The following is a 17,922-nucleotide window of genomic DNA, read 5'->3' as shown; positions in this document are numbered from 1 at the left end:
CCTGTTTTATTTATTTTTTATTTTCTTGATTATGATTTTCAGCAACCATTAAAACCACTTTTTTAATTAAATTCAATAAAGGTTGTTTACCTGATCCCACTAATCCAATTACCTCAACAAAAATCTCTAATCCAAAAAGAGTGGCAATTGTTAGTAAAACGGATCCTAAAATATTTGAAAGTGGATAAAGTAATGAAATAAATGAGAAAATCAAAGCAATGCCATAAATCACTAATACTGTTTGCCGATGAGTTAATCCCATTTGCAATAAGCGATGGTGTAAATGATGCTTATCAGGTTTCATAATCGGCTTTTTATTAACTGCCCGCCGAATAATTGCATAAACTGTATCAGTGATTGGAACCCCTAAAATAATCACTGGAATAATAATTGAAATAAAAGTCGCATTTTTCAAACCAAACAATGCAAATACCGAAATCATAAAACCAATAAATAATGAGCCGGTATCGCCTAAATAAATTGTAGCAGGATAAAAGTTATATGGTAAAAATCCAATTAATGCTGCCACCAAGGTAAACATCATAATTGAAATAAATGTATTTGTAACATTTAAAAAGAAGTATCCAGTTAGTGCACTTGTTGTCAGCGCAATAATTGCTATTCCAGTTGCTAATCCATCCAACCCATCAATTAAGTTAATTGCATTCGTGATTGCTAAAATCCAAATTAACGTTATTGGTAAACTTAAAATTCCTAAATTAACGGTTCCAATAAAAGGAAGCGTCAGTGTAGTCATTCGCACATGCGCGGCATAATATACAATTAAGGCTGCCGCAGTAATCCCAATTAATTTTTGATATGGTTTCAACTCATAAATATCGTCAATTACTCCCGTAGCAATAATTATACATTGTGCCACAAATAGTGCAATTAGTTGCTTCATCGGATACTGACTTCTTAAAAGTACGAAATTTGTAAAATTAAAAGCAATAAAAATTGCTAAACCGCCCATTGTCGGCATTATTCTTTTATTTATTCGCCGTGCATTGGGCTTATCAACCGCCCCGATTTTAAAAGCCAAATACCTAACAAAAGGTACTAACAATGCAGAGATTAAAATTGTTGCGAATAAAGACGCAAAAATTTTATACATAAATTGTCCTCTTTCTGTGCGCATTAATGATAATGCCATCATACTAATTGCTATCATATCATATTTAACTAAAAAATGGGATTGTTTGCCAAAAATGCCAATGAATTTTCAGTCTTTTTTCATTATTATGTTACATATGATAATCTTATATCATGAAAAATATTGAGGAAGTGAATTGAAATGCACAATTTTGATACATTGTTATTTGATATTGATAATACTATCCTAGACTTTGATTCCGATGAAGACCAAGCACTCCAAAAATTATTCTCCTTAACTCCCATTGAATTAACCCCTGCAATCAAAGAAGATTACTCAAAATTTAATCAGCAACTTTGGCAACAATTAGAACGAGGAGAAATCAGTCGGGATGAACTATTTGCTAAACGTTTTAATACCTTTTTTATGGATCAATTTAATTTAGATGTTCATGAATTAAATCTTACTGAAAAATATATTTCCTTTTTAAGTGAAGGACATGATCCCATCGAACATGCTCCTCAATTGATCACTAATCTAGTTCAACAAAACATTCGTTTAGAAGTTGCTACTAATGGTGTTGCTCAAACTCAAATTAAACGGCTTACAGATTCTAATTTGATTACAAAATTTGATCAACTTTTCATTTCTGAACAAATTGGAGCTTCTAAACCACAAGTAGCCTTTTTTGACTACGTTGAAAATCATCTTGATAACTATAACAAAGCACATACATTAATGATTGGTGATTCACTAACATCTGACATTCAAGGTGGAATTAATGCAGGAATTAAGACTATTTGGTTTAATCCACATCATTTAACTAACTCAACTAGTTTTTCTCCCACATATGAAATTGATGATCTTCTTCAAATTGAAGAAATCATTTAAAACAAGGTGTGACAAAAGCACTTAAACAAACGTGCATAAGCTAGAAATGCGCATGGATGTGAAGTCATCCAAAGCGTTTCAGACTCATGTTTAGTTTGTTGCTTTTGGAACCCAATTGCGACAAAAACTAAACGAACATCAAAAAAGACTGTAACGCAAGTTACAGTCTTTTTAATTTGATTCGATTTGATTACATCATACCGCCCATGCCAGCGTCTGGTTGTGGAGCAGCATCTTTCTTTTCTTCAGGTTTATCAGCAACAACTGCTTCTGTTGTTAATAATAATGCTGATACTGAAGCAGCATTTTGAAGTGCTGAACGTGTAACTTTAGTTGGGTCAACAATTCCTGCTTTAACCATGTCTTCCCACTTGTCAGCATAAGCATTGTAACCTATGCCTGCTTTTTGTTCTTTAAGTTTTTCAACAATTACAGAACCTTCTAAACCAGCATTTTCAGCAATTTGACGAACTGGTTCTTCTAAAGCACGTTTTACAATGTTGATTCCTGTTTGGATATCACCATCAGCTTCTAATGCAGCAACATCGCCAATTACATTTACTAATGCAGTACCACCACCAGGAACAAAGCCTTCTTCAACGGCAGCACGTGTAGCATTCAAGGCATCTTCAATCCGATATTTTTGTTCTTTTAATTCTGTCTCAGTTGCAGCACCAACTTTGATTACTGCAACTCCACCAGCTAATTTAGCTAAACGTTCTTGCATCTTTTCTTTGTCAAAGTCTGAAGTTGCATCTGCAATTTGACTCTTAATTTGAGCAACCCGTTCTTCAATCTTGCTCTTGTCGCCAGCACCTTCAACAATTGTTGTATTTTCCTTTGTAACAGTTACCTTAGCAGCTGAACCTAATTGATCAATAGTTGTATCTTTCAACTGTAAGCCAAGGTCATCTGTAATTACAGTTGCACCAGTTAAGATTGCGATATCTTGCAACATTTCTTTACGACGATCACCAAAGCCAGGAGCCTTAACAGCAACTACGTTAAATGTTCCCCGGATCTTGTTTAATACCAATGTTGGTAATGCCTCACCATCAATATCGTCAGCAATGATCAATAATGGACGACCTTGTTGAACGATTGATTGCAATAATGGTAATACTTCTTGAATGTTTGAGATCTTCTTGTCTGTAATCAAGATGTATGGATTATCTAAGTCAGCTTCCATTTTATCTTCATCAGTTACCATGTATTGTGATAAGTAACCACGATCAAATTGCATACCTTCTACAACATCTAATGAAGTATCAATTCCTTTTGATTCTTCAACTGTGATTACACCATCGTTACCAACTTTTTCCATCGCATCAGCAATAAATTTACCAACTTCTTCATTGGCTGCTGAAATCGCTGCAATTTGTTGGATATCACTCTTTGATTCAACCTTGTGTGACATCTTGTGTAAAGCTTTAACAGCTGTCTTTGTAGCTTCTTCAATTCCTTTACGAATGCCTACAGGGTTAGCACCTGCAGTTACATTTTTCATACCTTCATTTACAATTGCTTGAGTTAATACTGTCGCTGTAGTTGTTCCATCACCAGCAATATCATTTGTTTTTGAAGCAACTTCTGCAACTAATTTAGCACCCATATTTTCAAAATGATCTTCCAATTCAATTGCCTTTGCAATTGTTACCCCATCATTTGTGATCGTAGGAGCACCAAATGATTGTTCTAACACAACATTACGACCCTTAGGACCGATTGTTGATTTTACTGTATTAGCTAATTTATCTACACCTGCAAGCATTTTCGCACGTGCATCTTCTGAAAACTTGATTTCTTTTGCCATAAAATATCACCTCAAAAAAGTTATTTTTTTATTATTCTACAATTGCCATGATGTCACTACCACGTACAATTAAATAATCTTCCCCATCATATTTAACTTCTGTACCAGCATATTTATCGAATAAGACTTTATCGTCAACTTTTACACTAGGAACAGCCTTTGTACCATTATCCAATGTTTTACCATCGCCAACAGCAACAACTACACCTGTTTGAGGCTTTTCTTTAGCATTACTTGCTAAAACAATCCCTCCGACTGTTTCTTCTTTTTCTTTTTCAACTTTTAAGACTACACGGTCTCCTAATGGTTTAAGCACAATAAATCCCTCCATTTTTAGCACTCGATTAATTTAAGTGCTAATTGATTACAATTATTACTATACTCACCTTGTCCAAAAAATGCAAGCATTTTTTATCACTCTAACTTCTCGAGTGCTAATCAAATTTCGAAAATTACTAAAAACATGCTACAATATTGATAAATTAGTGTATGAAAGAGGCTGTTAGAATGGCAATTGAGAAAAATTCACTCTCAATTTTAATTGGATACCTAGCGTATTTACTTGTTCAAATAATTACCCAGAAACTTTTCTGGTCATCCAAATTTCTCTATTTAATTTTAACCATCATTGGCTTACTTGGAGCCGGGTTACTTTTATGGGTAAATCAAAAATTTAGTTATACTAATATAATTGAACAACCTAAATCAAAGCAAAATTTCAAAAAAATTCTTCTTTGGGGATTAGGCGGAATTGGATTAGTTTTTATTGGTCAAATTCTTTGCATGCTCATTACTCACTTAGTATTTAAGCAAAACATGATCTCACAAAATACTACCCAATTAATTACTATTTTTAAAAATTCACCGATTTATCTCCTAAATATCGTGGTGGCAGCACCAATTATTGAAGAATTAATTTTTAGAAAAGTTTTTTTTGGCAATCTAACCTACTATTTCAAGCCAATCATTGCTGCGATCTTTTCAAGTATTTTATTTGCCCTTGCACATCATGATGGTCATTTTTTAATTTATTTTGTAATGGGATGTATTTTAGAATGGATCTATGCAAAAGCACACGATTTAAAAGCACCTATGATTGCACATGGTGGAATGAACTTGATTATTTTACTTTTCTTTGGTTTAAGATAATTTACATGAAAGGAGCATAATTATGTTGTTATTACAAGCCCAAAATGTTAGTCGTCATTTTGGCGCCGATGTTTTATTCGAAAATGTTAACCTTGATATTCAAGACCATTCACGAATTGCCTTAGTCGGACGGAATGGAGCTGGCAAATCAACCTTAATCAAAATGATTATGGGCGATCAAGAACCAAGTGAAGGCCAAATTATTAAGAAAAAAGGACTATCGATTGGTTACCTTGCTCAAAATACTGGTTTAGAGTCTCAAAACTCAATTTATAATGAAATGGAAAGTGTTTTTCAACCATTAATTCAAATGGAAAACCAAATTCATAAACTCGAAAATCAGATTTCTGCAACTAATATTGATCACTCTACTAATAATTACCAACAATTATTAAAACAATATGATCAGTTAATGCATGATTTTCAAGAAAAAAATGGTTATGGATATCAAAATGAAATTAAAGCTGTTTTGCGTGGATTAGGATTTGAAGAAACTGACTTTAAGCGCTCAATTGCTTCACTTTCAGGTGGGCAAAAAACACGGTTAGCACTTGCTAAACTATTACTTGAAAAACGGGATTTATTGATTTTAGACGAACCGACTAATCACTTAGATATTGACACTTTAACATGGCTTGAAAGTTATATTCAAAATTATACTGGAGCTTTACTGGTTGTTTCTCATGATCGGTATTTCCTTGATCGTGTTGTCAATGAAGTTGTTGAAATTAGTCACCAACATTCAAGTCACTATACTGGAAATTACACTGATTATATTAAAGAAAAGGAGGTCCGCTTAAAATCACAGTGGAAATCCTACCAAAAACAACAAGCTGAAATCGCCCACTTAGAAGAATTTGTTAACAAAAATTTAGTCCGTGCTTCTACTACTAAACGAGCTCAAAGTAAACGTAAACAACTTGAAAAAATGAAACGATTAAGTCGCCCAGAAGAAGATGAGAAAGGTCCTCGTTTTCAATTTACAAGTCAACAAGAAAGTGGGGATGTCGTTTTAAAAGTTGAAGATGCAGCAATTGGATATGATCACCAAGTCCTTGCAGAACCAATTAATTTTGAACTTCGTAAACATAAAGTTTTAGCAATTGTAGGCCCTAATGGAGTTGGAAAATCTACCCTTTTAAAGAGTATCTTAGGTAAACTTCCTTTGATTAAAGGAACTGCGCATTTAGGAACAAACGTTCAAGTTGGCTATTATGATCAAGAACAACAAAACCTTCATCCTAATAAAACGGTTTTAAATGAAGTTTGGGATGATCATCCAACTACTTTAGAAAAGGACATTCGTTCCATTTTAGGAAGTTTCTTATTTCAAGGTGATGCGGTTCAAAAAATGGTTCACAGTTTATCTGGCGGAGAAAAGGCACGTTTATTATTAACTAAACTTGCAATGCAACATGATAATTTCTTAATCTTAGACGAACCCACTAACCATTTAGATATTGAAAGCAAAGAAGTCCTAGAAAATGCCTTGCTAAACTTTAATGGCACTATTCTATTTGTTTCACATGATCGGTACTTTATTAATAAAGTTGCGACTAAAATTATTGAAATTTCCCCTACTGGTAGTACTGAATACCTTGGAAATTATGACTATTATCTTACCAAAAAAGAAGAACAAGAAATGCTTGCTCAAGCTCAGCAAGAAGAAAATAATCTTTCTCAAGAAACTTCAACTATTTCAAATGGTAAGTTAAATTATCAACAAAGTAAGGAACAACAACGTAAATTACGCAAACTTCAACGTGAAGCTGATAAATTAGAAGAACTTATTTCTACTCTTGAAGAACAAAAAAAAAGCATTGAACATCAAATGACTCAACCTGATGTTTTTAATGATTTAACTAAAATGCAACAACTTCAAGCACAATTAACCGAAACGACAAATCAATTGAGCAAAAATGAAGAGGCATGGGAAAATAAACTTCTTGAGTTAGAAGAGTTTGAATAAAAAAGAGGTATTCAATCTTTTTAAGGATTGAATGCCTCTTTTTTGTGAATTAATCTTTAATCCATTCAAATTCTAAACTTGGATTTGCATTTAAACTTAAATCTGCAAACACGTGATGTTTATATGCTACATAACCGGCAGCCCCGATCATTGCTGCATTATCACCACAAAGTTTAAGGGGAGCTTTTAATAATTGCACATTTGGAAATTGCTTTAGTTCTTGATCTAATCGTTCACGTAATCCCCGATTAGCCGCAACTCCACCTGCTAAAATTAACTGTTTAGCTGGATATTTTTCAAGTGCCTTAACTGTTTTTTCAGCTAAAACATCCACTACACTAGCTTCAAAGCTACTTGCTAAATCTTTTTTGTCAAGAGTTTCGCCTATCTGATCAGCATGGTGAACAGTATTGATAAATGCACTTTTTAGTCCACTAAAACTAAAATCAAAATTATCTTCATTTTCCATTGCACGTGGGAAATGAAAAATATCTTTTCCTTGATGAGCTAATTCATCAATTTCTTTTCCAGCAGGATAATTAATTCCTAAAACCCGTCCCACTTTATCAAATGCTTCTCCAGCAGCGTCATCACGCGTTTCGCCAATAATTTCAAACTGATTTTCAGCTGGCATATAAACTAATTCAGTATGTCCACCCGAAACTAGTAAAGCAAGTGCTGGAAACTTAATTTCATCAACAAAACGAGCAGCGTAAATATGGCCTGCCATGTGATTTACCGGAATTAAAGGTAAATTATGGGCAAAAGCAACTGCTTTAGCTGCTGTTACCCCAATTAAAAGTGAGCCCACTAATCCAGGGCCATAAGTAACTGCTACTGCCGTTAAATCGTCATAAGTTACATGGGCATCTTTTAAAGCATCCTCAATGCAATAAGTAATTACTTCAATATGATGCCGACTAGCTACTTCGGGAACTACTCCTCCAAAACGTTGATGACTTTTAATTTGAGTTGCAACTACATTTGATAAAATTTTATAACCATCTTCAATTACAGCCACACTGGTTTCATCACAACTAGTTTCAAATGCTAAAATCAAAATTCGTTTTTCTTCCATTTACTTCTCACCTTTAAATGTATATCCATATTGATACGCATCTTCATTAGTATCAGCAAAATACCGATGTTTTACGCGTTCTTCTTTAAAACCTAAATCTTTATAAAATTTTTGTCCTTCTAAGTTACTTTGACGTACATCAAGTACAATTCGTTTTCGATGAAGTTTTTTGGCAATCCCAATGATAATTTGCAACATTTTTTTAGCAATCCCTCTTTTTTGAAAACGAGGCATAATTGCAATATCAGTAATGCGTGCTTCTGAATGAGAGTAATCGCATGCAATATAAGCAACTACTCGATCTTCATAACGAACTAATAAAACTAAATTTTGAGATGTTTTTTTCAACTGTTTCTCAAATGTTTCATAATCGATCGGAGTTTTACCATTATAAACTGCTCGTTCAACTGCTAATAATTCCGGAATCGTTGAAACAACCGCCCGACAAAATAAATAATTTTGTCCATTTAACTCGATATTTTGATTTTCAAACCCAAACGGATCTGCATCTGCACTGTTTCCAAGAATATGCTGGATTTTTGATTTAAACTTTTTCAACATAGTTTCCATGATGATTTTTCTCCTCCGGATGTTTTTCCATCCATTGTAATTCTGCTTGTGTTAATCGACGATATTGCGGAACAAATGTATCCGCATCACTTGGCTCTTCCTTTTGTCCTAAACGTCCTAAAATAACGGCCTGAGGCATTTGATAATTTAAATCAGCAAATTCAAATTGTGAGTCTAATTTTGCTTGTGCACTTTGTTCAAATTCTGCTTTGCGAATTCCAACAAAAATCACTGGTTTATTTTCAGAAACTAAATTATCTACTAATTTTTCAAAACTAATGTGTTGATCTTCAATTCGATTAACCAATGTGCCCTTATCCCATACATAACCACCCGCAAACACATTTCCATTACGAGCATCAAAATATGGTACAATTAAAATTTTTTTCCGGGGATAAATGTTAGCAGCAACTAATTTTAAACTTGATACTCCTACTAATTCTTTATTTAACGTACTTGCTAAAGTTTTTGCTGCTGTCACTCCAATACGTAATCCAGTATAAGATCCAGGTCCTTGTGCAACCACAAGCCGATCAATTTGTGCTGGCGTTAAGTTACTTTCTTTTAAAAGTTCAGCAACAATTGGCATCAACGTTACGCTATGATTATATGAAACATTGGTTGTTTTTGTTACTAATAAGTTATCATCATCTAAAACTGCAACACTTAGTGGCCGATTAGATGTATCAATTGCTAATACTTTCATTTTTTATTTTTCCTCATTAATTAAAAATCATAAACATAATAACACACTTAAAAAAATTGACAACTATTATAAGCTAATTAATTTATTTTACTTGAATAAAAGGTGCGACAAAAACATTTAAACAAGCGTGACAAAGAAATAAGACTGCAACTTGAGTCACAGTCTCTTGAAATTTTACAAAATTATTTAATTGCTTGCCATTGCACATCTGCAATACAACTAATTTTGTCACTAACTTTAATTTCATGATGCGTTTTTTGCTCATCTTCAAGTAGCTGTGTATTACTATCAACTACTTCACCATAACGCACTTCATTTTTATACATTACATTCAAATGCTTAACTTCGTGGGTTATTAAGAAATCTTTAGGTAAAGTATCTAACATCCATTCAAAATAATGAATATTATTAACATGTTGATTACTATCAATATCTGTAAAACGTACCCGATACTTTTTATTAAAATCAATGCGTTTAATTTGAGTAGGGGTTTCTAGTCGTTCTAATTTAGTTGTATAATCTCCTTCATATGGACCCACAATTTCTTCTTTGATGCGTACAATTTTACGTTTACTTTTATCCATCAAAGAAAAAACTGTATGCATATGCACGATTTCTTCATCATTTTCATCTTGCATGTAAAAATCACGATAACAAAAATAACGGTTGTATGACTTAGCAACTGTTGTTATCTTGATTTTTTCATGATCGACTGGTAAACGTTTTATGTCGATAATATTTTGAGTTACAATCCATCCATAACCCATTTCATCTAGTTTTTCAGTTGAAATTCCTAGTTTCCTACTTTGATCAGTAGATACTAACATACATAAATCAACTAAATTGCCAATATTTAAATGCCCCGTTACATTGGTTTCATAATAAACAACTTCATGTTCCTCCGTATATGCTTTTCCTGGCATCATTTTCAACCCCTTATATTAATCAATTCCGTGAAATTCATTATACACTATTTGTTTTTTTAAATTGTTATTTTTGGCTACTTGCTTGATTGCAGCGTTTGGTTTCATGCCTTGATTGTCAATTAAATTTTGAACTTGTTGTTTTATTGGTAAATGACTTTCTGGATTGGAAGTTTGAGGATGTTCATTTCCTTCAATCACTAAAACGAACTCACCTCGTACTTCATCTTGTTCGCACCATTCAATTGCATCTTGAAGCGTTCCACGTAAATATTCTTCATACCTTTTAGTTAGTTCCCGACATAAAGTAATTTTGCGTTGTTCCCCAAAAATTAGTGCCATATTCTTTAACGTTTTAAGTAAACGATGGGGGGCCTCATAAAAAATTAACGTCATCGTTTGCTGATTAAGTTTTTCTAATTCTTTTTTTTGCTCAGCGTTTTTTCGTGGCAAAAATCCATAAAAAATAAACGGTTGTGGCAAAATTCCTGAAGCGATTAATGCTGTTAAAGCGGCATTTGGCCCTGGCAAAGCAATTACACGAAGATTATTTTCAATGCATGCCTCAACTAATTCATGTCCTGGATCACTAATTGAAGGCATCCCTGCATCACTAACTTGCGCAATATCACTTCCATTTTTCATTAAAGTAATTAATTCTGGGATGCGCTCCTGTGTATTATGTTGATGAAAACTAATTTGCTTTGTATGAATTTCAAAATGATTCAACAATTTTTGAGTATTCCGAGTATCTTCAGAAGCGATGTAATCAACTTGACTTAATACTTCAATTGCTCGCGGAGTCATATCACTTAAATTTCCAATTGGAGTTGGAACCAAATATAAAGCACCAACATCATTATTTTGATTTTTAAAGCTACTTGTTCTTTGGATTGCCATCAATTTTTCTCCACTTTTCTCCATAAATTATTTCTTGGCAAAAAATACATTCATCATCTTCACGACGTGAACCAAAAAATTGAGTACATACGTGAAAACCTTCGCGATAAAGATTTTCTAAATTTTGGCGTGAACGTGAAAGTCCTTGATTATTTTTAGAAGACTTTTTGGTATTTTCTAATTCAGCTAAACGAGTACGTAAATGATGATTTTCAATTTCTAATTCTGCATTTTTTTCAATGATTTGCGTCATTTCTTTACGCATTGATGAAAGCATTTCACTCATATTTCTAGCTTGTGCTTCCATCGATTCAAAACTATCGTATAATTCTCCTTTATCCATTTTTTATCAATCCTTATCTGTTATGGTAGACATCACACAATTTTAACGTTAGGGTTTCAAGGATATTTTGAAATGAAACGTTAACGCTTAATTGTTTCCAACAATTTAAAACTAATTCAATTGCTTGAGTAACTTGCACAGTAGTCAATTGAGTAAGTAGTGAAACTAATTGATCTTGATATGCTATAAATGCAATTTCTTCATCTTGCTGATATTTAATTAACATTATATCGCGACAAAGTAAAACAATGAGTTCTAATAAACGTTCTTGGCTTTTTTTATCCGTTGCATAATTCATTAAACGCGTTTGAACAAAGACAAATGAGCGCCAATCATTTTCAAGAATTGCGTGCATCCAATTCCAAACTTCAGTAACTTCTTTCCGAAAGCGTTCATCATTACCAAGTTCCTTTAATTCAGCTAAAGAAGCGTTTAAATTAACTAAAATTGAAGCCATACTTGGATCAATTTGTGCAGCGATTAATTCATCCAAACGCGCTTGACGATTAGTAGCTAACTCAACAACTTGGCAGCGTGAAATAATCGTTGGTAAAATTTGATTAGCATGACTTGAAAGTAAAAATGCAGTTACATTTCCAGGAGGGTCTTCAATAAACTTCAATAGACTATTGGCTGCACTAGTTGTCATTTTTTCCACATCTTTAATAATAAAGATTTTACGATTACTTTCTAACCCACTTTTAGAAAATTCCATTTTCAAATAACGAATTTGATCAACTTTAATTGAGTTTCCATCTGGAAAAATTTGAACAACATCTGGATGTTCATTTGCCGCAATGCGTTTACACTCCAAGCATTGTAAACATGGTTGGCTATTAGGTTGAGGATTTTTACAAAAAACAGCTTGAGCAATCCATATGGCTAATTGTAGTTTTCCACTTCCAGATGCGCCACTAAATAAATAGGCATGTGCGAGTTGATTATTTTGAACTAACTTTGCAAAGTGTTGACTCAACTTCGCTTGCATTGCTGTAATTTGCTTCATGCGTCTCTCTCCTTAAAAATGTGTAAACTGTTCAATATTTAGTACAAAGACAGTTGCTCCTCCAATTTTAACTTGGCGTGGATAATTATTACGCACTCCTTCAACGTGAGTATCAATTCCTACAGGCGGAGTAATATATTTTTGTCTTTTTTTGCATACATGTTGAATGATCTTAAGTACCTCATCAACTCTTTGATCGTCAATCCCAATCAAAAAAGTTGAATTCCCTGAACGTAAAAAACTTCCACTTGAAGCTAATTTGGTTGCTTGAATATTATGTTCAATAAAATCGTTACTAAGTTTATCACTGTCCTTATCTTGAACGATTGCAATCACTAATTTCATAATTTACTCCTTTAAATTTAAAAAATCTACTAAAATATCAAGAACATTACTTGTTACTTGTTCAATTGATTGACTTGCATCAATAACTTTAATTCTTTGTGAGTTTTGTTTTGCCAATGTTAAGTATTCTTCATGAACCCGTTTATAAAATTCAATTTTTTCTTGATCTAACCGATTAATTTCATCTGTACGATTCTTTTGAATTCGTTGCAATCCAATTTCAGGTTCAATTTCAAAATAAAATGTTAAATCTGGAACTAAATTTTCAGTTGCAAAAGCATTAATTTGTGCAATTGCTTCTACTCCAATTTGCCGGCCTGCTCCTTGATACGCAAGTGAACTATCAACATAACGATCACTCAACACGATTTTTCCTGCATTTAACGCTGGGAAAACTGTTTCAACCATATGTTGACGCCGTGCGGCTGCATATAATAAGGCTTCTGTTCGAACATCCATTTGAGTATTTTTTTGATCTAAAATAATATTACGAATTGCTTCTGAGATTTGATTACCACCTGGTTCGCGGGTAAATACAAATTGTTTTTTTTGTTGATCACTTAAAAAATTTATGATGTTGCGTATAACTGTAGTTTTCCCAGAACCATCTAATCCTTCAAAAGTGATAAAATTCCCTTTCACTTCAAACACCCTCAATTTTTCTTTAAATATAATTGTACTTTAAAAATGATTCTTTCAGCAACACATTTTTAATTTAGTTCTAAACAAAGTATGCCAAAAAATTTTTTATCATAGTAAAAAAGACTGCAACTTGCATTACAGCCTTTTTGATATTATTTATTTTGACGTACAATAACAGATTCTTGAATTTTTGCTTTAATTTTTCTAAGCTTTGCTTCTTTAAATAAGAATTCAAATTTAGCTTGCGCTAATTGCTCATTAATTAAGTAATCTTCGGTTGACATCGTTGTTAGTAAATCATCATTGTTACGTAAATTATTTAACTCATCTTTAGATAATTCAATATCATTTAACAATTTTTTATCATATTGTGTTTTTAAAGATTCTTTTTTCTTTCTTCTCTTAAAAAAATCAAAAAACATTACAGTTCTGTCCGCCCTTCAATTGCTTTAAACAACGTCATTTCATCCGCATATTCAATATCACTACCAACTGCTAACCCGTGTGCCAAACGCGTTGCTTTAACTCCGGCTGGTTTAATTAAACGAGCAATATATGTTGCAGTTGCTTCACCTTCTGGAGTTGCATTAGTAGCTAAAATTACTTCTTTAATTGCTTCATTTTTTTGAAGTCGAGTAAATAAACTGCGAATATTAATATCTTCAGGTCCCTTGCCTTCAATTGGAGATAACACTCCATGTAATACGTGATACAACCCATGATACTCATTCATTTTTTCAAGTGCCATTACATCTTTAGGTTGTTCAACGACAATTACTTGGCTTTGATCACGTGATTTATCACGACAAATCATACAAGGATCTGTTTCAGTAATATTACCGCAAATGCTACAATAATGTAAATCTTTTTTTGCAGAAGTTAAGGCTTTTGAAAACTCATCAACGTCTTTTTTATCCATATCAAGCGTATAAAATGCAAGACGTGTGGCGGTTTTGCTACCGATTCCAGGTAATTTCATATAGCTATCAATTAACTTTGCAATTGGTTCTGGATACTGCATTTTATCACTTCCTTAGTCTTCTTTTACATTTACAATTTCTTTTCCAAATAATTTTTGTGCTTCACTAACAATCTTAGGAGTTGATTGTGATTGATCCTTAGTTTCTTTATTTGAGTGTGCTTGGTTAAGTTGATGCTTCGCTAAATAATCTTTTCTAATTTTAATCCACTGTTCATTTGGCAAAAAGATCAAACTTAATTGTTGACTTGAATGACTTAATCCATTTTCTAATGCATCTTGTAATTCCTGATCTTCAATTGCTTTTTGACACAAGTATGGATATTCAAATCCAATTACTACTCCATGTTCACTAGCAGCAACTGGCTTGCTTACATTCATAATTGCACGTTGGGGAACTGTTAAGGTACTAATTAATTCTTCCCAAACTTGTTGGAAACGATTCAAATCTTTTCGCGTTGCATTATTTAAAACTTCATTGACTTTATCGTAGTTAACTTTAACCTGAGTAACCTTCTTTTTATTCTCTGTAGGTACTGGCTTTCGTTTTACTGGCTGAGCTTGAGCAGTTGCATTTAAATTATTCAATTGACGTTGTAATTGTTGAATTTTTTGACTTAAACTTTCAATTTGAGCTTGAGCTGGAGTAATTCCTTCTTTTGGCTCATCATTTAATTTACTTTCTTGAGGCTTAATCTGTGAAAGTTTAACAGTAAGCACTTCTAAATAAACTGTTGTATGGCTTGTAAAACGCATATTTTCTTGCTGTTCATTTAAAATATTGATCATTTGATACAAAACTTCTGGTTTAATTTTTTGTGCAAATGTTTCAAACTCATCGTCAAGCATTCCCAGTTCATTTTCTGCTAACATTTGAGGAGATTGCTGATAAAGTAATAAATCTCGACAATATTCAATCAAATCTTCAATAATTCTCGTAGCATTTTTGCCGTTATGAATTAATTGATGCATGATTTCAAGTGCTTGAGGTGTATTTTGATCCGTCACTTCTTTTAAATACTTTAATAAGTCTGCCTTAGTAACACTTCCTGTAACTAATAATGCATTTTCTAAAGTAACATTATTTTCTCCAAATGAAATAACTTGATCTAAAATGCTTAATGCATCCCGCATTCCACCCTCTGCAGATTTAGCAACTACTTTTAAAGCTTGATCTTCATAATCAATTCCTTTTTTGTCTAAAATATATTCCATTCGCTTTAGAATCGCAGCTGACGTAATTCTTTTAAAATCAAATCGCTGTGTTCTTGAAATAATTGTTGCTGGAATTTTATGCGGCTCGGTAGTCGCTAAAATAAAGACTACATTAGCAGGGGGTTCCTCTAATGTCTTCAATAATGCATTAAATGCACCCGTTGATAACATATGAACTTCATCAATAATATATACTTTATAATCTGCTTGTGTAGGAGCGTACTTAACCTTATCACGGATATCCCGAATTTCTTCAACCCCGTTATTTGAAGCCGCGTCAATTTCCAATATATCATTTAAACTACCAGCTGTAATGGCTTTGCATATTTCACATTGATTACATGGTTCGCCGTTTTCTTGATGATGACAATTAATTGCCTTAGCAAAAATTTTGGCTGTGGATGTTTTTCCTGTTCCACGTGGCCCTGTAAACAAATAAGCATGGGAGGTTTGATTCGTTGAAACCGCATTTTTTAAAGTTTTCGTAATCATTTCTTGACCAACAACATCTTCAAATCTTTGTGGTCGCCATGTTCGATACAAAGCTTGGTATCCCATGATAAAGTCCTCCCTGTCATTTTTCTAAAAAAAATCTCCCGATCTCAAAGACCGAGAGTTTAACATTCATATAAACTTAAGACACATACCAAACAAAACTTAGTGCTGCTTCCTTCCGGACCTGACACGCTTCGTTAAGTTGATATTGTCTTAAGGCCTTGCGGCAATATTTATGATACCGCAAAACAAATAAAAAATCCAGTCTTTTTCAATTATTTTTTCGAATATCACTGAAAAAGTCTTGTAAAAGCGTTAAACACTCATTTTTTAAAATATTCTTTTGGACATCAACTTGATGATTTAATCGCGGATCATTGAGTAAATCTGCTAAAGTTCCTGCCATTCCAGCCTTACTGTCAGCTGCTCCATAATAAACTTCACTAATTCGTGAGTTTAAAATCGCACCTGCACACATTGGACAAGGCTCAAGAGTAACAAATAAAGCACATTGCTCTAATCGCCAACTATTGACTTGTTGATTGGCCATTTTAATTGCACGTATTTCAGCATGGTCAATTGCCAAATTAGATTTTTCTCTAAAATTATATCCCCGTCCAATGATTTGGTGATCTTTAACGATTACACAACCAATGGGAACTTCACCTAAAGCAGCTGCTTTTTGCGCTTCGTTTAAAGCTGCTTGCATATATTTTCGCGCTTCTTGTTCATTATATTGCATTATTCAACCTTTTGACTTTGTAAAATTTGATATCCCTTTTTTCTTAAAATCAACTGACAATTACCAAAAACGGCCTGCATTTTCTTTTCAGCTGAAGGAGCACCTTGTTTCTTTTGAATGACAATCGTTAAGAAACCGCCAGTTTTTAAATGGTCATATGCCCCACTTAGAATTGAATGCACGACTTCTTTGCCTGCTCGAATTGGAGGATTAGAAATAATCATTTCATAATCTGTTTTCTTCACTTGGTCATATACATTTGACGTAAAGATACTAACATTATCAATGTGATTTTGATATGCATTTTGGCGGGCTAAATCAAGGGCCAACTCATTGACATCAATCATGTCAATATATAATTTAGGATTAGCCTTAGCAATGGCTAATCCAATTGGACCATAGCCACATCCGACATCTAAAATTGCTCCTTTTAAATTAGCAAGTTGATTGGTTCTCATTAATGCCTCTAACAAAGAGCGTGAACCAAAGTCTATGGTTCTTTTTGAAAAAACACCATTATCAGTTGTAAAATGCAACTGATTTCCCATTAATTCAAAATCCCATCGGCGTTGTTGATGATTAATTTCTGGATTTTCTGAATAATAATAATTTGTCAAAATGCTCTCCTACTTTCTACTTGTTTATGATACGAATTTTTTAAACTAAAAGCAAACCCTTTAATTATGCCTATTGAGCTTAAATACAATATATACACTTGACGATTTATTGAGTAACTATATATTGTATTTCTTTTCAAAAGTGTGTATACTTTCATCACGTACAGAAATTTTATTCGAGAAAGAAGTAAGTATCATGGAATTAGTTTTATATACTAAAGATAACTGTATTCAATGCAAAATGACTAAACGTTTTTTAGAACAAAATCATATTGATTTCGAAGAACGCAACATTTCAAATCAACCTGAATATATTGATTACTTAAAATCACAAGGTTTTCAAAGCGTACCAGTTTTAGAAAATAATTCAAAACCAATTATTAATGGATTTCGTCCAGATAAATTAAAACAATTAATCGTCACAAATTAATTTTAAGAAAGTGGGG

At 33.0% G+C, this 17,922-nt stretch carries 21 protein-coding genes and 1 other RNA gene; 4 read left to right on the top strand and 18 right to left on the bottom strand.

Annotation, left to right across the window (positions count from 1 at the left end; genetic code table 11):
• Positions 1 to 10 precede the first annotated feature (10 nt).
• Positions 11 to 1,114, bottom strand: coding sequence for a glycosyltransferase family 4 protein (locus ACWCL1_RS07150; protein WP_454546219.1), 1,104 nt, complete (start codon positions 1,112 to 1,114; stop codon positions 11 to 13).
• A 180-nt stretch (positions 1,115 to 1,294) separates the two neighbouring features.
• Between ACWCL1_RS07150 and ACWCL1_RS07145 the strand changes: the two genes are divergently transcribed.
• The gene (locus ACWCL1_RS07145) at positions 1,295 to 1,984 is read left to right on the top strand and encodes a YjjG family noncanonical pyrimidine nucleotidase (protein ID WP_454546218.1); all 690 of its coding nucleotides are present in this window, start codon (positions 1,295 to 1,297) and stop codon (positions 1,982 to 1,984) included.
• A 190-nt stretch (positions 1,985 to 2,174) separates the two neighbouring features.
• Here ACWCL1_RS07145 and groL read toward each other — a convergent pair whose 3' ends face one another.
• Both groL and groES read right to left on the bottom strand, forming a co-directional pair.
• Positions 2,175 to 3,797, bottom strand: a complete 1,623-nt coding sequence (gene groL, locus ACWCL1_RS07140) for a chaperonin GroEL (protein WP_454546217.1) — start codon at positions 3,795 to 3,797, stop codon at positions 2,175 to 2,177.
• A gap of 31 nt (positions 3,798 to 3,828) precedes the next feature.
• The gene (gene groES, locus ACWCL1_RS07135; protein WP_454546216.1) at positions 3,829 to 4,113 is read right to left on the bottom strand and encodes a co-chaperone GroES; all 285 of its coding nucleotides are present in this window, start codon (positions 4,111 to 4,113) and stop codon (positions 3,829 to 3,831) included.
• A 191-nt stretch (positions 4,114 to 4,304) separates the two neighbouring features.
• On the opposite strand from groES, the gene ACWCL1_RS07130 reads away from it, so the two are divergent.
• Both ACWCL1_RS07130 and ACWCL1_RS07125 read left to right on the top strand, forming a co-directional pair.
• Entirely contained in the window at positions 4,305 to 4,946 is a 642-nt protein-coding gene (locus ACWCL1_RS07130) for a CPBP family intramembrane glutamic endopeptidase (RefSeq protein ID WP_454546215.1), read from the top strand.
• A gap of 22 nt (positions 4,947 to 4,968) precedes the next feature.
• Positions 4,969 to 6,915 carry an ABC-F family ATP-binding cassette domain-containing protein gene (locus ACWCL1_RS07125; RefSeq protein WP_454546214.1) on the top strand — a complete coding sequence of 649 codons (1,947 nt, stop codon included), beginning with the start codon at positions 4,969 to 4,971 and terminating at the stop codon, positions 6,913 to 6,915.
• Positions 6,916 to 6,964: 49 nt separating this feature from the next.
• On the opposite strand, the gene tsaD is transcribed toward ACWCL1_RS07125, so the two are convergent.
• From tsaD to ACWCL1_RS07050, 15 genes are all read right to left on the bottom strand, one after another.
• On the bottom strand, positions 6,965 to 7,993 hold the full coding sequence (gene tsaD / locus ACWCL1_RS07120; RefSeq protein WP_454546213.1) for a tRNA (adenosine(37)-N6)-threonylcarbamoyltransferase complex transferase subunit TsaD: 1,029 nt from the start codon (positions 7,991 to 7,993) through the stop codon (positions 6,965 to 6,967).
• Positions 7,994 to 8,563: a ribosomal protein S18-alanine N-acetyltransferase gene (gene rimI / locus ACWCL1_RS07115; RefSeq protein ID WP_454546212.1), complete on the bottom strand. Its 570-nt coding sequence runs from the start codon at positions 8,561 to 8,563 to the stop codon at positions 7,994 to 7,996.
• Entirely contained in the window at positions 8,538 to 9,269 is a 732-nt protein-coding gene (tsaB, locus tag ACWCL1_RS07110; RefSeq protein WP_454546211.1) for a tRNA (adenosine(37)-N6)-threonylcarbamoyltransferase complex dimerization subunit type 1 TsaB, read from the bottom strand. Before tsaB ends, rimI begins: the two co-directional genes overlap by 26 nt.
• 182 nt (positions 9,270 to 9,451) lie before the next feature.
• Positions 9,452 to 10,192, bottom strand: coding sequence for an acyl-[acyl-carrier-protein] thioesterase (locus tag ACWCL1_RS07105; RefSeq protein ID WP_454546243.1), 741 nt, complete (start codon positions 10,190 to 10,192; stop codon positions 9,452 to 9,454).
• A gap of 18 nt (positions 10,193 to 10,210) precedes the next feature.
• A complete protein-coding gene (rsmI, locus tag ACWCL1_RS07100; protein ID WP_454546210.1) occupies positions 10,211 to 11,092 on the bottom strand; it encodes a 16S rRNA (cytidine(1402)-2'-O)-methyltransferase in 882 nt (293 codons plus the stop codon).
• Positions 11,070 to 11,435, bottom strand: a complete 366-nt coding sequence (locus ACWCL1_RS07095) for a DNA replication initiation control protein YabA (protein ID WP_454546209.1) — start codon at positions 11,433 to 11,435, stop codon at positions 11,070 to 11,072. Before ACWCL1_RS07095 ends, rsmI begins: the two co-directional genes overlap by 23 nt.
• A 13-nt stretch (positions 11,436 to 11,448) precedes the next feature.
• Positions 11,449 to 12,441: a DNA polymerase III subunit delta' gene (gene holB, locus ACWCL1_RS07090; RefSeq protein WP_454546208.1), complete on the bottom strand. Its 993-nt coding sequence runs from the start codon at positions 12,439 to 12,441 to the stop codon at positions 11,449 to 11,451.
• Between the two features lie 12 nt (positions 12,442 to 12,453).
• Entirely contained in the window at positions 12,454 to 12,786 is a 333-nt protein-coding gene (locus ACWCL1_RS07085; RefSeq protein ID WP_454546207.1) for a cyclic-di-AMP receptor, read from the bottom strand.
• 3 nt (positions 12,787 to 12,789) lie between these two features.
• On the bottom strand, positions 12,790 to 13,428 hold the full coding sequence (tmk, locus tag ACWCL1_RS07080; RefSeq protein WP_454546206.1) for a dTMP kinase: 639 nt from the start codon (positions 13,426 to 13,428) through the stop codon (positions 12,790 to 12,792).
• 152 nt (positions 13,429 to 13,580) lie between these two features.
• Complete coding sequence (locus tag ACWCL1_RS07075; protein ID WP_454546205.1) at positions 13,581 to 13,850, bottom strand: YaaL family protein; 270 nt, start codon at positions 13,848 to 13,850, stop codon at positions 13,581 to 13,583.
• Complete coding sequence (gene recR / locus ACWCL1_RS07070) at positions 13,850 to 14,449, bottom strand: recombination mediator RecR (RefSeq protein ID WP_454546204.1); 600 nt, start codon at positions 14,447 to 14,449, stop codon at positions 13,850 to 13,852. The genes ACWCL1_RS07075 and recR overlap by 1 nt, the downstream gene beginning before the upstream one ends.
• A 12-nt stretch (positions 14,450 to 14,461) precedes the next feature.
• Positions 14,462 to 16,180, bottom strand: coding sequence for a DNA polymerase III subunit gamma/tau (dnaX, locus tag ACWCL1_RS07065; RefSeq protein ID WP_454546203.1), 1,719 nt, complete (start codon positions 16,178 to 16,180; stop codon positions 14,462 to 14,464).
• Between the two features lie 70 nt (positions 16,181 to 16,250).
• Positions 16,251 to 16,337, bottom strand: an RNA gene (gene ffs, locus ACWCL1_RS07060) — signal recognition particle sRNA small type.
• Positions 16,338 to 16,388: 51 nt separating this feature from the next.
• Positions 16,389 to 16,859, bottom strand: a complete 471-nt coding sequence (gene tadA, locus ACWCL1_RS07055; protein WP_454546202.1) for a tRNA adenosine(34) deaminase TadA — start codon at positions 16,857 to 16,859, stop codon at positions 16,389 to 16,391.
• Positions 16,859 to 17,476 carry a class I SAM-dependent methyltransferase gene (locus ACWCL1_RS07050; protein ID WP_454546201.1) on the bottom strand — a complete coding sequence of 206 codons (618 nt, stop codon included), beginning with the start codon at positions 17,474 to 17,476 and terminating at the stop codon, positions 16,859 to 16,861. The genes tadA and ACWCL1_RS07050 overlap by 1 nt, the downstream gene beginning before the upstream one ends.
• 196 nt (positions 17,477 to 17,672) lie before the next feature.
• Here ACWCL1_RS07050 and nrdH point away from each other — a divergent pair, with 196 nt between their 5' ends.
• Positions 17,673 to 17,906: a glutaredoxin-like protein NrdH gene (gene nrdH / locus ACWCL1_RS07045; protein ID WP_454546200.1), complete on the top strand. Its 234-nt coding sequence runs from the start codon at positions 17,673 to 17,675 to the stop codon at positions 17,904 to 17,906.
• The last annotated feature ends 16 nt before the right edge of the window (positions 17,907 to 17,922 follow it).

The sequence above is a fragment of the Ligilactobacillus sp. LYQ135 genome (assembly GCF_053711055.1).
The sequence above is the reverse complement of the archived record's forward strand: the minus strand, read 5'-3'. Positions and strand labels throughout refer to the sequence as shown.

Bases quoted from the DNA above. Each gene is read 5' to 3' on its own strand.
- ACWCL1_RS07150 (WP_454546219.1), bottom strand. From the start codon at position 1,114: ATGTATAAAATTTTTGCGTCTTTATTCGCAACAATTTTAATCTCTGCA.
- ACWCL1_RS07145 (WP_454546218.1), top strand. From the start codon at position 1,295: ATGCACAATTTTGATACATTGTTATTTGATATTGATAATACTATCCTA.
- groL (WP_454546217.1), bottom strand. From the start codon at position 3,797: ATGGCAAAAGAAATCAAGTTTTCAGAAGATGCACGTGCGAAAATGCTT.
- ACWCL1_RS07130 (WP_454546215.1), top strand. From the start codon at position 4,305: ATGGCAATTGAGAAAAATTCACTCTCAATTTTAATTGGATACCTAGCG.
- ACWCL1_RS07125 (WP_454546214.1), top strand. From the start codon at position 4,969: ATGTTGTTATTACAAGCCCAAAATGTTAGTCGTCATTTTGGCGCCGAT.
- tsaD (WP_454546213.1), bottom strand. From the start codon at position 7,993: ATGGAAGAAAAACGAATTTTGATTTTAGCATTTGAAACTAGTTGTGAT.
- rimI (WP_454546212.1), bottom strand. From the start codon at position 8,563: ATGGAAACTATGTTGAAAAAGTTTAAATCAAAAATCCAGCATATTCTT.
- tsaB (WP_454546211.1), bottom strand. From the start codon at position 9,269: ATGAAAGTATTAGCAATTGATACATCTAATCGGCCACTAAGTGTTGCA.
- ACWCL1_RS07105 (WP_454546243.1), bottom strand. From the start codon at position 10,192: ATGCCAGGAAAAGCATATACGGAGGAACATGAAGTTGTTTATTATGAA.
- rsmI (WP_454546210.1), bottom strand. From the start codon at position 11,092: ATGGCAATCCAAAGAACAAGTAGCTTTAAAAATCAAAATAATGATGTT.
- ACWCL1_RS07095 (WP_454546209.1), bottom strand. From the start codon at position 11,435: ATGGATAAAGGAGAATTATACGATAGTTTTGAATCGATGGAAGCACAA.
- holB (WP_454546208.1), bottom strand. From the start codon at position 12,441: ATGAAGCAAATTACAGCAATGCAAGCGAAGTTGAGTCAACACTTTGCA.
- ACWCL1_RS07085 (WP_454546207.1), bottom strand. From the start codon at position 12,786: ATGAAATTAGTGATTGCAATCGTTCAAGATAAGGACAGTGATAAACTT.
- ACWCL1_RS07075 (WP_454546205.1), bottom strand. From the start codon at position 13,850: ATGTTTTTTGATTTTTTTAAGAGAAGAAAGAAAAAAGAATCTTTAAAA.
- recR (WP_454546204.1), bottom strand. From the start codon at position 14,449: ATGCAGTATCCAGAACCAATTGCAAAGTTAATTGATAGCTATATGAAA.
- dnaX (WP_454546203.1), bottom strand. From the start codon at position 16,180: ATGGGATACCAAGCTTTGTATCGAACATGGCGACCACAAAGATTTGAA.
- tadA (WP_454546202.1), bottom strand. From the start codon at position 16,859: ATGCAATATAATGAACAAGAAGCGCGAAAATATATGCAAGCAGCTTTA.
- nrdH (WP_454546200.1), top strand. From the start codon at position 17,673: ATGGAATTAGTTTTATATACTAAAGATAACTGTATTCAATGCAAAATG.